This window comes from Sphingomonas glaciei, from assembly GCF_023380025.1.
GTDB lineage: Bacteria > Pseudomonadota > Alphaproteobacteria > Sphingomonadales > Sphingomonadaceae > Sphingomicrobium > Sphingomicrobium glaciei.
The window spans coordinates 319,291-334,638 of sequence record NZ_CP097253.1 but is presented as its reverse complement, the minus strand read 5'-3'; the positions used below and the strand labels follow the sequence as shown (position 1 = coordinate 334,638).

Below are 15,348 nucleotides of genomic sequence, written 5' to 3'. Positions count from 1 at the left end.
ATGCTCTCCCCAGCTCCCAGGCCGCCTGCCCCGCTGCCCCAGCAGGTCCTCGGCGCACAGCTCGTCGTAGAGGCGCTGGAGGCAGCGGGGAGTGAATATATCTTCGGCTATCCCGGCGGCGCGATCATGCCGGTCTATGACGCGCTGACCGGATCGAGCCTCAAGCACATCCTGGTCCGCCACGAACAGGCCGCGGCGCTGGCGGCCGATGCCTATGCGCGGGTGACTGGCCAGGCCGGGGTGTGCCTGGCGACCTCGGGGCCGGGCGCGACCAACCTCATCACCGGCATCGCCAACGCCTTCATGGACAGCGTGCCGATGGTGGCGATCACCGGGCAGGTCCCGACCACGCTGATGGGGACCGACGCCTTCCAGGAGATTGACACCTTCGGGCTGATGATGCCGATCGTGAAGCACAGCTTCCTGGTCCGCGACCCCGCCGACATCCCGCACGTGTTCGCCGAAGCCTTTCGCATCGCCACGATGGGGCGACCGGGGCCGGTGCTGATCGACCTGCCCAAGAACGTCACCAACGGCTTTGCGACGCGGGCTGAGCTCCCCGTCCACCAGCCGAAGGCGATCGCCTTCGACAGCGACGCAGTGGCCGCGGCCGACGCGCTGATCGCGGCGGCGGTCAAGCCCCTGCTCTATGTCGGCGGCGGCGTGGCGATGGCCCGCGCCGAGGATGCGTTGAGGCGATTCGTGGCCCGCACCGCCATTCCCTCGGTCGCGACCCTGAAGGGCTTGGGCAGTATCCCGACCGACGACCCGACCTTTATCGGCATGCTCGGCATGCACGGGTCGCGCGCGGCCAACATCGCGGTCGAGGAATGCGACCTGCTCATCTGCATCGGGGCGCGGTTCGACGACCGCGCGACCGGCAAGCTCGCCAGCTTCGCGCCCAACGCCAAGGTCATCCACCTCGACGCCGACCCGTCCGAGATCGGCAAGCTGCGCCGGGCCGAGGTCGGCTTCGCGGGCGATATCGTGGCCGCGCTCGACGGCTTCTCGGCGCAGCCTCACGTCGGCGACTGGCTGGCACATTGCCAAGGCCGCAAGCGGCTGTGGGCGCCGCGCTACGATGCGCCGGGCCAGGGCATCTACGCCCCTGCCCTCCTCAAGACGCTGGCCGACAAGGCGGGCGACGGCGCCATCTTCACCTGCGACGTCGGGTTGCACCAGATGTGGGTCGCGCAGCACTGCCGCTTCTCGCGTCCGCAGGCCCATCTCACCAGCGGCGGCCTCGGCACGATGGGTTATGGCGTTCCGGCCGGGATCGGCGCGCTGCTGGCCGAGCCGGATGCGACGGTGATCACCGTGTCGGGCGACGGCTCGTTTATGATGAACATCCAGGAACTGGCGACCCTGCGCCGCTACCGCCTGCCGCTCAAGATCGTGCTGATCGACAATTCGCAGCTGGGCATGGTCCGCCAGTGGCAGGAATTGTTCTTCGAGGAGAATTTCTCGGAGATCGACCTCAGCGACAATCCCGCTTTCTCCGAGGTCGCGCACGCTTTCGGGATCGAGGCCTTCACTATCGACTGCCGGGACGAGGTCGCAGGCGGGATCGCGCGCCTGCTCGGCACCGGAGGCCCAATCCTGATGCACGTGCGGATCGACCCGCGCGAGAATGTCTGGCCACTGGTTCCGCCCAACAGCCCCAATGTCGAAATGCTGGAGAAACGCTGGTGAACGCCCGCCTCGACGTCGATTTCGTCCCCGCCGAGGGTGCCATGCTACGCATCCTCGGCCTGATCGAGCGCCGCGGTTACCGCATCCACGAGCTGACCCTGTCTGAACGGCCGCAGCGATCTTCCTCGCTGTCGATGCTGATCGAAGCGCGCGATGCGGGCCGCCAGCCGGACATCGTCGCGCGGCAGGTCGGCAATCTGTTCGACGTGTCGTCGGTCACCCTTTCTCCCAGCCAACCGAGTGCGCGACCATGAGCCGGATCCTGATCTTCGATACCACCCTGCGCGACGGCGAGCAGGCACCCGGTTTCTCAATGCAGCCCGATGCCAAGCTGCGCATGGCGCGGGCACTCGCGGCGCTTCGGGTCGATGTGATCGAGGCCGGTTTCGCTGCCTCCTCTCCGGCCGATGCCCAGTCGATCATGGACATTGCCGCCGGCGTCGAGGGTCCGGTCATCTGCGCGCTGGCCCGGGCGACCCGGCCAGACATCCTGGCGGCGGTGACCGCGCTCGCTCCCGCCGCGCGCAAGCGGGTGCATGTGTTCATCGGGACTAGCCCTCTCCACCGCGAAGCCAAGCTTCGAATGACCCGCGAGCAGGTGCTGGAAGCGATCCGAAGCTCGGTTGCCTTCGCCCGCGACCATTTCGACGACGTGGAATTCTCCGCCGAGGACGCGATCCGGACCGAGCGCGACTTCCTGGCCAAAACGCTGTCGGTGGCGGCGGCGGAAGGCGCGACGACGCTTAACGTCCCCGACACCGTCGGCTACACTACGCCCGAGGAGATCACCGACCTGTTCCGCTTCCTCGATGGCGCAGTCGATCGCTCGGACGGCGTCATCTTCTCGACTCATTGCCACGACGACCTCGGCATGGCGGTGGCCAATTCGCTGGCCGCGATCCGGGGCGGCGCTCGGCAGGTCGAGTGCGCGGTCAACGGCATCGGCGAGCGGGCCGGCAATTGCGCGCTGGAGGATGTGGTGATGGCGCTGCGCACCCGCCACGACTTCTACGGGCTGGATACCAACGTAGATTCGACCCGTATCATGGCCGCCAGCCGGACCCTGGCGCAGATCACCAATGCGCCCCCGCCGCGCAACAAGGCGATCGTCGGCGCCAATGCCTTTGCCCACGAATCGGGCATCCACCAGCATGGCGTGTTGCAGAACCGGGCCACCTACGAGATCATGAAGCCCGAGGACATCGGGCTGGTCACCGAGAGCATCGTGCTGGGCAAGCATAGCGGGCGCCACGCATTGGCCGCACGCGCGCGGGCGCTTGGCGTGGTGCTCGAAGGCGAAGCGCTAGACCGCACCTTTGCCGCCTTCAAACTGGTGGCGGACGAGGTCGGGATCGTCGACACCGCCAAGCTCGCCGCCCTGCTCGCGGAGTCCAGCACGCACCGCCCGCAGGCGCTGTGGAAGCTGACCAAGGTCGATATCCGAAGCCCGGTATCGGCCAACAGCTGGCCGGTCGCGCGGGTCGAGCTCGACCACGGAACCCGCGGGCGGGTGACCGATATCGCCAGCGCGCCGGGCGCGCTCGACGCCGCCTTTGCCGCGGTCAGCCAGATGATGGGCACCGCGGCGCGCGTCGACAGCTTGGAGATGCAATATATCGCCGCCGACCCGGACCAGCCCGCCCCTGACGGCCAGGGCGCCAGCGTGCTGGTCGAGATGACTGTCGAGGTCGACGGCGAAGTCTATGCCGGCCGAGCCCGTGCGCGCGATATCCTGCCCTGCTGCGTGTCGGCCTACATCGACGCGGTCAGCAACGCGCAGGCGATCAAGGCGATCGCAGCGGCGCGGGTTGAACAGGAGCAGGCGGCATGATCCACATCGCGGTCCTCCCCGGTGACGGCATCGGTCCCGAAGTCACCCGCGAGGCGGTCGCCTGCCTAGACCTTCTGTCGGCCGAGCGCGGACTGGGCCTGCGCTTCACCGAGCATGACTTCGGCGGCGTGGCGATCGACCGCCATGGCGAGCCTCTTCCGCCATCGACCCTCGCGGCGTGCAAAAAGGCCGATGCCATTCTGCTGGGCGCGGTCGGCGGCGATCGCTGGAACGGCTGCGCGGAGCGGCCCGAGGCTGGACTGCTCAAGATCAGGCAGGAACTTGGCCTCTACGCTAATCTTCGCCCGGTCGAGGTGCTGCAGGGCGGGCAATGGTCGCCGCTGCGCAGCGAGGTCGCCAGCGGGTCCGACATCCTGGTCGTGCGCGAACTGACCGGCGGCATTTATTACGGCGAGCATCGCCTCGGCGAGGACCAGGCCTCCGACCTCTGCACCTACACCCGCGAGCAAATTGAGCGGGTCGCGCACGTCGCGTTCCGCGCGGCGCGCAGTCGCAAAGGCAAAGTTACGCAGGTCGACAAGGCCAATGTGCTGGCCACCTCCAGGCTGTGGCGGTCGACCGTGGACGAGATCGCCAAGGCCTATCCCGACGTCGCGCTCGACCATCTTTACGTCGACGCCTGCGCGATGGCGGTGATCACCGAGCCGCGCCGCTTCGACGTGATCCTGACCGAAAATCTGTTCGGCGACATCCTGTCTGACCTGCTGTCGGTGATCGGCGGCTCGATCGGCCTGCTTGGCTCGGCAAGTCTCGGGTCCGGCGGACCAGGACTGTTCGAGCCGATCCACGGCTCTGCCCCCCAGATCGGTGGGCTCGACATCGCCAATCCATCCGGCGCCATCGCCAGTGCCGCGATGATGCTCGACGAGCTTAGCCTTGGCGACGCCGGTGCGGTGCTGCGCGAGGCGCTTGAGGCGACCCTCCTGTCGGGCTGCCGGACACCCGACCTCGGCGGCGACGCGAGCACCTCGGGCTTCGGCGCCGCGGTGCGCGACAGGCTGGAGGTCCGCTCCCGGCGCGACAGCGGCCTGCGCCACCTGTTCATGACCAACCGCGGATGCTGCGGATGAACGCGCCTCCCCTCACCCTCTACGAGAAGATCTGGAACAGCCACGTCGTGGAGCGCCGCGAGGACGGCACCTGGCTGCTCTACATCGACCGCCACCTGATTCACGAAGTGACCTCGCCGCAAGCTTTCGAGGGCCTTCGCGCCGCAGGTCGAAGGGTGCGGCGGCCCGACCTGACGCTGGCGGTGCCCGACCATAATCTGCCCACCACCGCGCGCGTGCGTCAAAATGGTGGACCGCTACCAATCGACGATCCCGCCAGCGCGGCGCAGCTGAACGCGCTCGAAGCGAATGTGGCTGAGTTCGGCATTCCGTACATCGACGCACTGTCGCCCGATCAAGGTATCGTTCACGTGGTGGGGCCGGAGCAGGGCTTCACCTTGCCGGGCACCACCATTGTCTGCGGCGATAGCCACACCGCCGCCCACGGAGCGCTCGGCGCGCTGGGGTTCGGGATCGGCACGACCGAGGTCGAACATGTGCTGGCGACCCAGACGCTGTGGCTGATGCCCTCGCGCACGCTGGAAGTCAGGGTCGACGGGGCTCTGGGGCCCGGGGTCACGCCCAAGGACCTGATCCTCGAGATCATCGCCCGATTGGGCGTCGGCGGCGGTGCCGGGCATGTCATCGAATTTCGCGGCACGACTTTCGAGGCGATGAGCGTCGAGGGGAGGCTGACGGTCGCCAACATGACGATCGAGGCCGGCGCCCGCTCGGGCCTGATCGCACCCGACGACAAGACCTTCGCCTATCTCAAAAGCCGTCCACGCTCGCCGCAGGGCGAGGCATGGCACCGCGCGGTCGAACGCTGGCGCGAGCTGCGGACCGATGAGGGCGCGAGTTTCGATCGCTCGCTGCACTTCCGCGCTGAAGAGGTCGCCCCTACCGTCACCTGGGGCACCTCTCCCGATCAGGCGCTGCCGATCGGTGCGCGCGTTCCCGAACTCACCTCCTTCACCGATCCGGCGCGGCGCGAGGAAGCTGCCCGCGCGCTCGCCTACATGGGCCTGTCGCCTGGCCAGCGGCTGGCGGACATCGGCATCGACCATGTGTTCATCGGCAGCTGCACCAACAGCCGGATCGAAGATCTTCGCGCCGCCGCCGCGGTGCTCGATGGCCGCCGCCGCCACCCGAGCCTGCGCCAGGCCTTGGTCGTGCCCGGCTCGGGTCTGGTCCGCCGCCAGGCCGAGGCCGAGGGGCTCGACCGCATCTTCCTCGCCGCGGGCTTCGAATGGCGCGAGCCCGGCTGCTCGATGTGCCTGGCGATGAACCCGGACAAGGTGCCGCCGGGCGAGCGCTGCGCATCCACCTCAAACCGCAACTTCGTCGGCCGCCAGGGACCGGGCGCGCGAACCCACCTGATGTCGCCCGCCATGGCCGCCGCCGCCGCCGTCGCCGGTCGTCTGACCGACGTCCGCGATCTGCCCCCGGTCGGCCAGGAGATGGCGGCATGACGCCGTTCACCAGGGTCTGCGGCCGCGCCTATCCGCTCGCGCTCGACAATATCGACACCGACCTGATCATCCCGGCCGAGCATCTCAAGACTGTCACCCGCGCAGGCCTCGGCCGCTTCGCCTTCGAGGCGTTGCGCGCGCAACCGGGCAATGTCTTCGACGATCCCCATTTCGCTGGAGCGCCGATTTTGCTCGCGCTCGCCAATTTCGGCTGCGGGTCGAGCCGCGAACATGCCGCCTGGGCGCTGGCCGATCTTGGCGTCCGCGCGGTCATCGCGGTGAGCTTCTCCGACATCTTCGCCAGCAACGCCTTCAAGAACGGCATCGCCGCGATCAGCCTCGACAAGGCAGCGGTGCAAAGCCTGATCGAGGCCGCACCCGATCACGCCATCACGGTCGACCTCGAGCAGCAACTGGTCCGGTCGGCCAACGGGCACTTCTACCCGATCCACATGGACCCGTTCCGGCGCCAGTGCCTGCTTGCCGGACAGGACGAGATCGCGCTGACCCTGCAAAGCGAAGCCGCTATTAGCGCGTTCGAGCGCGCGAGCGAGCAGGCTCAGGCCTGAGCCAATGCCTCGTGCACCGCGGCGGCGCAGTCGCGGCCCTCGCGGATAGCCCACACCACCAGCGACTGCCCGCGCCGCGCGTCGCCGCAGGCCAGCACCCGCGACCGGCTGGTGGCGAAGCGCTCGGCATCGGCCGCGATCACGCCGCGTTCCCCTTGCAGGCCCGCATCCTCGATCGGGAAGGTCGTCCCGGTGAATCCCATCCCGAGGAGGACGAGATCGGCCTTGAGCTCGAAGCTCGAACCCTCGACCTCCCGCAGCTGGCCGCCTTCCCAATGGGCGCGCGCGCAGCGCAGGCCTTCGACCCGTCCGTTCCCGACAAAGGCAGTCGTCAGCACCGCAAAATCGCGCTCGCAACCTTCTTCCTGGCTTGAAGAGGTGCGCATGCGGAGCGGCCATAAAGGCCAGGTCAGCGCCTTATTCTCGCGCTCGGGCGGCTTCGGCATGATCTCCAGCTGGGTGACCGACGCCGCCCCCTGGCGGTTGGCGGTGCCGATGCAATCGGAGCCGGTGTCGCCGCCGCCGATCACCACCACATGCTTGCCGGTCGCGCTGATCGTGCCGGCAGGCGCCGCTGCTTCCTCCGCATCGCCCGCCACGCGGCGGTTCTGCTGGGAGAGATACTCCATCGCGAAGTGGATGCCGGGCAGGTCGCGACCCGGCACTTCGAGGTCGCGGGGGCGCTCGGCACCGACCGCCAGCACCACCAGCTCATAATCGTCGAGCAGGCGATCCAGCGGCAGGTCGCGGCCAACGTCGACGTTGGTGCGAAACAGCACGCCCTCGCGCTCCATCTGCGCGACCCGGCGGTCGATCAGCCTCTTCTCCAGCTTGAAGTCGGGAATGCCGTAGCGCAGCAGGCCGCCGATCCGGTCGGTCTTCTCGAACACCGTGGCATTATGGCCCATCCGCGCCAGTTGCTGCGCGCAGGCAAGGCCCGCCGGACCCGACCCGACAATCGCGATCCGCCGTCCCGTACCCCTGCTCGCCAGCCGCGGGGCGACCCAGCCTTCGCGAAACCCGCGGTCGGCGATCTCGCATTCGATGGTCTTGATCGTGACCGGCCGATCCTCGAGGTTCAGCGTGCACGCCGCCTCGCACGGCGCAGGGCAGACCCGGCCGGTGAACTCCGGGAAATTGTTGGTCGCGTGCAGCCGGTCGAGCGCGGCCTGCCAGTCATCCGACGTGACCAGGTCGTTCCAGTCGGGGATGAGGTTGTTCACCGGGCAGGCCGAATGGCAGAAGGGAATGCCACAATCCATGCAGCGCTGCGCCTGGCGCGCGACCGTCCCTTCGGGCAGCGGCTCGACGAACTCGCTCCAGCTCTTCAGCCGCTCGCTGATCGGGCGATAGCGACGGTCCTCGCGGTCGATATCAAGGAAACCGGTGGGGTTGTTCATGGGATTACTCCGCCGCCACGGCCAGCGCGAGCGCGCGGCGATATTCGTGCGGCATCACCTGCACGAACTGTCCTGCCACGCGCTCCCAGTCGGCCAGGATCTGGCCGGCGACCTTGCTGCCGGTCAACGACCGATGCTGCTCGATCAGATCGCGGACGAACATGGGATCGTCCAACTCTTCCAGCGCAACTCCGGCGAGGTTGCACTGCGCCTCCAGCTTCCGCCCCGGGTCCCAGACGTAGGCGATGCCGCCCGACATGCCCGCCGCGAAGTTGCGCCCGACCGGGCCGAGGACCACCACCGATCCGCCCGTCATATATTCGCAGCCATGGTCGCCGGTCCCCTCGACCACCGCGACCGCGCCCGAGTTGCGCACCGCGAACCGCTCACCCGCGACGCCCGAGAAATAGGCCTCGCCCGAGGTGGCGCCATAAAGGCAAGTATTGCCGACGATGATGTTGCCCGCTGAATCGCGGTTCGAGGTCGGTGGCTGGCGGACGATCAGCCGCCCGCCACTCAGCCCCTTGCCGACATAATCATTCGCGTCGCCGACCAGCTCCAGCGTCAGACCGTGCGCCAGGAACGCGCCGAAGCTTTGCCCCGCCGTGCCGGTCAGGCGGATATGGATCGCGCCTTCGGGCAGGCCCTCATGGCCATGCCGCCGCGCGATCTCGCCCGAGGCATGCACGCCGACTGAACGATCACTGTTACCCACCGCCAGCTCCAGCCTGGCGGGGAACGGAGTATCGAGCGCCGCGACGATCGCCTCGTCGATACGGCGATGCACCAGCGCTGGCACGGCCTTCCCGAACCGGCGCGGCGCCTGCGGGTCGGCGCGGTGGAGCAGCCGCGACAAATCGATGCCGCTTGCCTTGGGCCCCTCCACCGACAATCGCGGCGCGAGCAGGTCTGTGCGACCGATCATCTCGTCCAGCGAGCGCAGGCCGAGCCCGGCCATGATCTCGCGCAATTCCTCCGCAACGAAGAAGAAATAGTTGATCACATGCTCGGGCTCGCCGGTGAACTTGGCGCGCAGGCGCGGGTCTTGGGTGGCGATCCCGACCGGGCAGGTGTTGAGGTGGCACTTGCGCATCATGATGCAGCCGGCGGCGATCAGCGGCGCGGTGGCAAAGCCGAACTCGTCGGCACCAAGCAGCGCCGCGACCGCGACGTCACGCCCGGTGCGCAGCCCGCCGTCGGCCTGCAGCGTCACCCGGTCGCGAAGGCCGTTCAGCACCAGGGTCTGCTGCGCTTCGGCGAGGCCGAGCTCCCACGGCGAACCGGCATGAGTCAGCGAGGTCAGCGGCGAGGCGCCGGTGCCACCCTCATAGCCCGAGATTGTGACATGGTCGGCTGTGCATTTGACGACGCCGGCGGCAACCGTGCCGACCCCGGCCTCCGACACCAGCTTGACCGAGACACGCGCGGAAGGGTTCACCTGGCGCAGATCGTGGATCAGCTGGGCCAGATCCTCGATCGAATAGATGTCGTGATGCGGCGGTGGGGAGATCAGGCCGACCCCGGGGGTCGAGTAACGCACGGCGGCGATGTGCGCGTCGACCTTGTGGCCGGGCAACTGTCCGCCCTCGCCCGGCTTGGCCCCCTGCGCGACCTTGATCTGCAGTTCGTCGGCATTGACCAGATATTCGGCGGTGACCCCAAAACGGCCCGACGCCACCTGTTTGATGGCGGAGCGCTCGTCGGTGCCGAACCGCTCGCGTTCCTCCCCGCCTTCGCCGGTGTTGGACTTGCCGCCGATGCGGTTCATGGCCTTGGCCAGCGTGGTGTGCGCCTCACGGCTGATGGACCCGAAGCTCATCGCCCCGGTGACGAACCGGCGTACAATCGCCGACGCCGGCTCGACGTCCTCAATTGGCACCGCCGGGCCCGCCGACCGCAGTTCGAGCAGCCCGCGCAGGCTCAGCAGGCGGCGGTTCTGCGCGTTCACTTCCTCGGCGAAGGCGCGATAGCGATCGGGCAGATTGCCGCGCACCGCATGCTGCAGATTGCCGATCCCGGTAGCGGTCCAGGCATGCGCCTCGCCGCCGGTCCGCAGCGCATAGATGCCGCCGACATTGAGCGGCCCGACCGCCGGGGCATGCGCTTGGCGATGACGCTCGGCGCTTTCGGTTGCGATCTCGGCCAGGCCAGCGCCCTCGATGCTGGTCGACGTTCCGGTGAAATAGCGTTCGACGAAGGATGAGTTGAGCCCGACCGCGTCGAAGATCTGCGCCCCGCAATAGCTCTGGAAGGTCGAGATCCCCATCTTCGACATGACCTTCAGCAGGCCCTTGTCGATCGCCTTGATGTAATTGGCGCAGCCCTGTTCGGGCGCCACCGCCAGCTTGCCGCGTTCGCACAAATCCTCGATCGCGTCGAAGGCAAGCCAGGGGTTGATCGCTTCAGCGCCATAGCCGGCGAGAACGCAGAAATGGTGGACCTCGCGTGCCTCCCCGGTCTCGACCACCAGCCCGGTCTGCATGCGCAGGCCCTGCCGGATCAGGTGATGGTGGACGGCCCCGGTGGCCAGCGCCGCGGGGATCGGAATGCGGTTGGCACCCTCATTGCGATCGGACAGCACCAGGACATTGATGTCCGCCAGCACCGCCTCGGTCGCTTCCCAGCACAGGCGCTGAACCGCCGCTTCTAGCGACTGGGCATCGCCGCCGCTCGGCCAGGTCGCGTCCAGCGTGGCGGTGCGGAAGGCGCCATCGAGCGTGTTATGGATCGAGCGAATCTTCTCCAGATCCTCGTTGGTGAGGATCGGTTGGCTTACCTCCAGCCGTTTGTGGGTACCGGCCGTGCGTCCGAGCAGGTTGGGCCGCGGGCCGATCATCGACACCAGGCTCATCACCATGCTTTCGCGGATCGGGTCGATCGGCGGATTGGTGACCTGCGCGAAGCTCTGCTTGAAATAGTCGTACAGCAGCCGAGGCCGCGCCGACAGCACGGCAAGCGGTGTGTCGGTGCCCATCGATCCGATCGGGTCGTCGGCCTGGCCGGCCATCGGGCTGAGGAACAGGCGAAGGTCCTCGTCGGTGTAGCCGAAGCTCAACTGAGTGCGGTGGAACACCTCGTCGCTCGGCGGGCGGGTCAGCGGGTTCTCTCCCGCCGGCAGGTCCTGCAAATTGAACTGAGTGTCCCGCAGCCATTCGCCATAAGGCTCGGCATCGGCCAGCTCGGCCTTGATCTCCTCATCCTCGACGATGCGCTGCCTGGCGAAGTCGATCAGCAGCATCTTGCCGGGCTGGAGCCGCCACTTGCGGACGATCTTCTCCTCGGGGATCGGAAGCACCCCCGATTCTGACGCCATCACCACCAGGTCGTCGTCAGTCACCAGGAAACGCGCGGGCCTGAGGCCGTTGCGGTCGAGCGTGGCGCCGATCTGCCGCCCGTCGGTGAAGGCGATCGCCGCCGGGCCGTCCCACGGCTCCATCAAGGCGGCGTGATATTCGTAAAAGGCCCGCCGCTTCGGATCCATCAGCTCGTTGCCGGCCCAGGCCTCGGGGATCAGCAGCATCACCGCATGGGGCAGCGAGTAGCCGCCGGCGATCAGCAACTCGAGCGCATTGTCGAGGCAGGCGGTGTCCGACTGCCCGTGCGGGATGATCGGCCATAGCTTGTCGAGATCGGCACCCAGCAGCGGACATTCCAGCGTCCGGCGGCGGGCGTTCATCCAGTTGACGTTGCCGCGCACCGTGTTGATCTCGCCGTTGTGGGCGATGAACCGGTAGGGGTGCGCAAGCCGCCAGCTGGGGAAGGTGTTGGTGGAGAAACGCTGGTGCACCATCGCCAGCGCAGAGCGGGTCAGCGGATTGCGCAGGTCCTGGTAGAAGCTGCCGACCTGATCGGGCAGCAGCATCCCCTTGTAGACCAGGGTCCGGGTCGAGAAGCTGGCGATGTAGAAATCGGCCAGCCCCGGCAGGTCCCTCGCCTTGGCCAGCGCCGCCAGCGGGTTCTGGGTCTGCTTGCGGATCGTCAGGAGCTTGCGCTCGAACGCATCCTGGTCGCGCACTGCGGGACCTCGACCGACGATGGCCTGGCGGATGGCCGGAACGGTTGCGCGGACGCTGGCTCCAAGGTCACTGAGATCGACCGGAACGTCGCGCCAGCCTAGGAACTGCTGGCCTTCCTTGCCGACAAAGTGGACGAAGCGATCCTGCGCGACCGTCCGGCTTTCTTCACAGGTCGGGAGGAAGCACATGGCGACAGCGTATTCGCCGGACTGCGGCAGTACGATGTCGTGCGCGCCGGCCCAGTCGCGCAACAGGGCGTCGGGCATCTGGATCAGGCAGCCCGCGCCGTCCCCCATGTCGGGATCGGCCCCTACCCCGCCGCGATGGTGAAGATTGGCGAGGATCTGCAGGCCCTGGTCGATGACGTCGTGCGAGGCCACGCCCTTGACGTGCGCGACGAAGCCCATGCCGCAACTGTCATGTTCGTGCCGGGGGTCATACAGCCCCTTGCCTGCCGTCCACTCGTCCAACCGCCAGTCCCTACGTTACCGAGCCTTGCTCCGCCGCCGCAACCAGGATGTTGCGCTGCAGCGAAAGTGCACGAATGGATCCCATTCGCAAAGCAAAAAACTTCACGGCCTGTATGGCTAAGTGATCGGCACGTTCGGCAAAGTGAATTGCGCCGACCCTGGAGGAGGATAGGGCCGGCGCAAACTGGTCAAAGGTTGTAGGCGCGCTCCCCGTGCGAGGAGATGTCGAGCCCTTCGCGCTCGGCATCGACGGTCGGGCGCAGGCCGATGGTCTTGTCGATGACGAAGAACAGGACGAACGACAGCCCCCCCGACCAGGCCAGGGTCAGTGCCACGGCCTTGAGTTGAATCAGCAGCTGAGCGGCGATGTCGTAGGTCCCGGGAACAGCCGGCAGCACCGTATAGTCGAAGAAGCCCTGCCCGCCGAGCGAGGGGGCGGCCACGATGCCGGTCCCGATCGCCCCGACGATCCCGCCGATGCAGTGCACCCCGAATACGTCCAGCGAGTCGTCATAGCCGAACCGGTTCTTCACCTTGGCAACAAAGAAGAAGCACACCGCCGAGGCTACAGCGCCGAGGAGGATCGACGTCCCTGGAGCGCCGAAGCCTGCCGCCGGCGTGATCGCGACCAGCCCGGCCACTGCGCCGGTCGCCCCGCCCAGCAGCGAGGACTTGCGGTGGATGAGCTGCTCGATCCCCGCCCAGGTCAGCGCCGCTGCCGCGGTGGCGACGAAGGTGTTGACGAAAGCCAGCGCGGTGACCCCGTTGGCCTCAAGGTTGGAACCGGCGTTGAAGCCGAACCAGCCGACCCACAGCAGCGAAGCGCCGATCATCGTCATCACCAGCGAATGCGGCGCCAGCGGCTCGCTGTTGTAGCCGATCCGCTTGCCGATCACGAGGCAGCCGACCAGACCGGCGATCCCGGCGTTGATGTGCACCACCGTGCCGCCGGCGAAGTCGAGCGCGCCCCAGCCATAGATCAGGCCCCAGTCGCCCGGCTGGTTGGGCAGGAAGTCCGGGCCGGCCCAGTACCAGACCATGTGCGCCAGCGGGAAATAGACCACAGTCAGCCACAGCACCACGAATAGCATCAGCGGCCAGAAGCGCACCCGCTCGGCAAACGCCCCGACGATCAGTGCCGGAGTGATGCAGGCAAAGGTCATCTGGAACACGATGTAGGCATATTCCGGGATGTAGACCCCGTTGGAGAAAGTCGCCGCCAGCGTGGTCGCGTCGACCCCGCTCAGGAACGCCTTGGACAAGCCGCCGATGAAGGGATTACCGGCGGTGAACGCCAGGCTATAGCCCCAGCCGACCCACACCAGCGCGGCAATGGCAACGATCGTCAGCACCTGCATCAGCACCGACAGCATGTTCTTGGCACGGACCAGCCCGCCGTAGAACAGCGCCAGCCCGGGCACCGACATCATCAGCACCAGGGCCGAGGAGATCAGCATCCAGGTCGTGTCGCCCTTGTCTGGTGCTGGTGGAGCCGCCGCGGCCGCAGCCGCCGCTTCCTGCGCCCATGCAGGCGACGCGGCGAGTGCGGCCAGCAGCAGCGCCGCCGAACCCCGCCCGAGCCAGTGTCCAAAATTCATTCTCCCCCTCCCCTCAGAGCGCATCATGGTCGGTATCCCCCGTGCGGATGCGAAGCGCGGATTCGAGGTCGAGGACGAAAATCTTGCCGTCGCCGATCGAGTCCGTCCGGGCGATGTTGGCGATGATCTCGACCACGCCATGCGCCTGGTCATCGGCTACCGCGATCTCCAGCTTGATCTTGGGGACGAAGGTCGTGTTGTACTCAGCGCCACGATAGAAGACCGGCTGCCCCTTCTGACGGCCGAAGCCGCGCACCTCGGACACGGTCATGCCCTCGATCCCGGCTTCCTGAAGCGCGTCGCGGACGGGCTCCAGCTTGAACGGCTTGATATATGCGATGATGAACTTCACGCCCGCCCTCCTCAGAAAGCCACGCCGAGCGAGGCGACGATGCCGGCCTTGCTCGCGTTGCGCCCGCTTGGCGTGATGAAGTAGGCGTCGGTGTCGACGTAGGCGATGCCGGCGGTCAGCCCCTTGATCGTCGCGCTCGCCCCCAGGCTCCAGTCGGTATGCGCCTTGCCAAGCGTGATGTAGCTCGGCCCGAAGCTGCGGCCGACGTGCGCGGTGACGCTGATCGGCGAATTGGGCACGGCGGCGCTAAGGTCGCCCGCGAGGTAGAGGTTATCCTCCTTGCCATTGCCGACCGTCAGCGCGTTCTGCTTGGGCGCATAGGCGGCCAGAGCCTTGGCGGTGACCGGTCCGAAGGTCTGGCTGACCGCGACATAGGGTTCGACGAAATCGGTGTTGATGCCGCCCGAGCTTGGATAGTAATAATAGAGCACGCCGACGTCGAAGGTGGTCGCGCCGACGCTGCGCTTGAACCCGACGGCGAAATCGATCTCCTGGTCCGACCCGTTGGCGACATAATCGTCGATCGAAGATCCCCAGATGCTCGCGTACAGCCCGTTGTCGAGGGATACGCCCAGGCTCCCTTGGAGCGCAGGCCGCCGGTCAGTCTGCGACACGCCGCGATAGCGATAATCGGACACCAGGGTCGCGCCGCCAGACACGACCACGGTCGGCGGCGCCTTGGCCGCTGCATCCTGGGCGGCCGCGGCCGACGGCAGCGTTAGCAAACCCGCCACCGTCATCATCATCGCAAGTTGTCGCATCTTTGCACCCCCTGATCGGGCGACCGGGCCCCTTTTGGGATCCCGTTCCGACTCCTGCCGGCGAGCGGATGATGCACATCGTTGCTGCAGCGCACAATTATGCTGCAGGTGCGTGAG

At 67.4% G+C, this 15,348-nt stretch carries 11 protein-coding genes; 6 read left to right on the top strand and 5 right to left on the bottom strand.

Annotation, left to right across the window (positions count from 1 at the left end):
* The 6 genes from ilvG to leuD are packed head-to-tail and all read left to right on the top strand — an operon-like array spanning position 1 to position 6,634.
* Positions 1–1,692, top strand: a complete 1,692-nt coding sequence (gene ilvG, locus M1K48_RS01510; RefSeq protein ID WP_249504127.1) for an acetolactate synthase 2 catalytic subunit — start codon at positions 1–3, stop codon at positions 1,690–1,692.
* Positions 1,689–1,946 (top strand): ACT domain-containing protein, encoded by a 258-nt coding sequence (locus tag M1K48_RS01505; RefSeq protein ID WP_249504126.1) that lies wholly within the window; start codon positions 1,689–1,691, stop codon positions 1,944–1,946. Before ilvG ends, M1K48_RS01505 begins: the two co-directional genes overlap by 4 nt.
* Positions 1,943–3,523 carry a 2-isopropylmalate synthase gene (locus M1K48_RS01500; protein WP_249504125.1) on the top strand — a complete coding sequence of 527 codons (1,581 nt, stop codon included), beginning with the start codon at positions 1,943–1,945 and terminating at the stop codon, positions 3,521–3,523. Before M1K48_RS01505 ends, M1K48_RS01500 begins: the two co-directional genes overlap by 4 nt.
* The gene (gene leuB / locus M1K48_RS01495; RefSeq protein ID WP_249504124.1) at positions 3,520–4,614 is read left to right on the top strand and encodes a 3-isopropylmalate dehydrogenase; all 1,095 of its coding nucleotides are present in this window, start codon (positions 3,520–3,522) and stop codon (positions 4,612–4,614) included. Before M1K48_RS01500 ends, leuB begins: the two co-directional genes overlap by 4 nt.
* Positions 4,611–6,065, top strand: coding sequence for a 3-isopropylmalate dehydratase large subunit (leuC, locus tag M1K48_RS01490; protein WP_249504123.1), 1,455 nt, complete (start codon positions 4,611–4,613; stop codon positions 6,063–6,065). Before leuB ends, leuC begins: the two co-directional genes overlap by 4 nt.
* Positions 6,062–6,634 carry a 3-isopropylmalate dehydratase small subunit gene (gene leuD / locus M1K48_RS01485; RefSeq protein WP_249504122.1) on the top strand — a complete coding sequence of 191 codons (573 nt, stop codon included), beginning with the start codon at positions 6,062–6,064 and terminating at the stop codon, positions 6,632–6,634. The genes leuC and leuD overlap by 4 nt, the downstream gene beginning before the upstream one ends.
* Here the strand turns inward: leuD and M1K48_RS01480 are convergent.
* The 5 genes from M1K48_RS01480 to M1K48_RS01460 form a co-directional block, all read right to left on the bottom strand.
* Positions 6,625–8,034 (bottom strand): glutamate synthase subunit beta, encoded by a 1,410-nt coding sequence (locus tag M1K48_RS01480; RefSeq protein ID WP_249504121.1) that lies wholly within the window; start codon positions 8,032–8,034, stop codon positions 6,625–6,627. The genes leuD and M1K48_RS01480 overlap by 10 nt on opposite strands.
* A 4-nt stretch (positions 8,035–8,038) precedes the next feature.
* Positions 8,039–12,520 carry a glutamate synthase large subunit gene (gene gltB / locus M1K48_RS01475; protein WP_257794158.1) on the bottom strand — a complete coding sequence of 1,494 codons (4,482 nt, stop codon included), beginning with the start codon at positions 12,518–12,520 and terminating at the stop codon, positions 8,039–8,041.
* Between the two features lie 188 nt (positions 12,521–12,708).
* Entirely contained in the window at positions 12,709–14,118 is a 1,410-nt protein-coding gene (locus M1K48_RS01470) for an ammonium transporter (protein WP_249504120.1), read from the bottom strand.
* A 13-nt stretch (positions 14,119–14,131) separates the two neighbouring features.
* A complete protein-coding gene (locus tag M1K48_RS01465; RefSeq protein WP_249504119.1) occupies positions 14,132–14,470 on the bottom strand; it encodes a P-II family nitrogen regulator in 339 nt (112 codons plus the stop codon).
* A gap of 11 nt (positions 14,471–14,481) precedes the next feature.
* Positions 14,482–15,231, bottom strand: coding sequence for a TorF family putative porin (locus tag M1K48_RS01460; RefSeq protein ID WP_249504118.1), 750 nt, complete (start codon positions 15,229–15,231; stop codon positions 14,482–14,484).
* Positions 15,232–15,348: the final 117 nt, after the last annotated feature.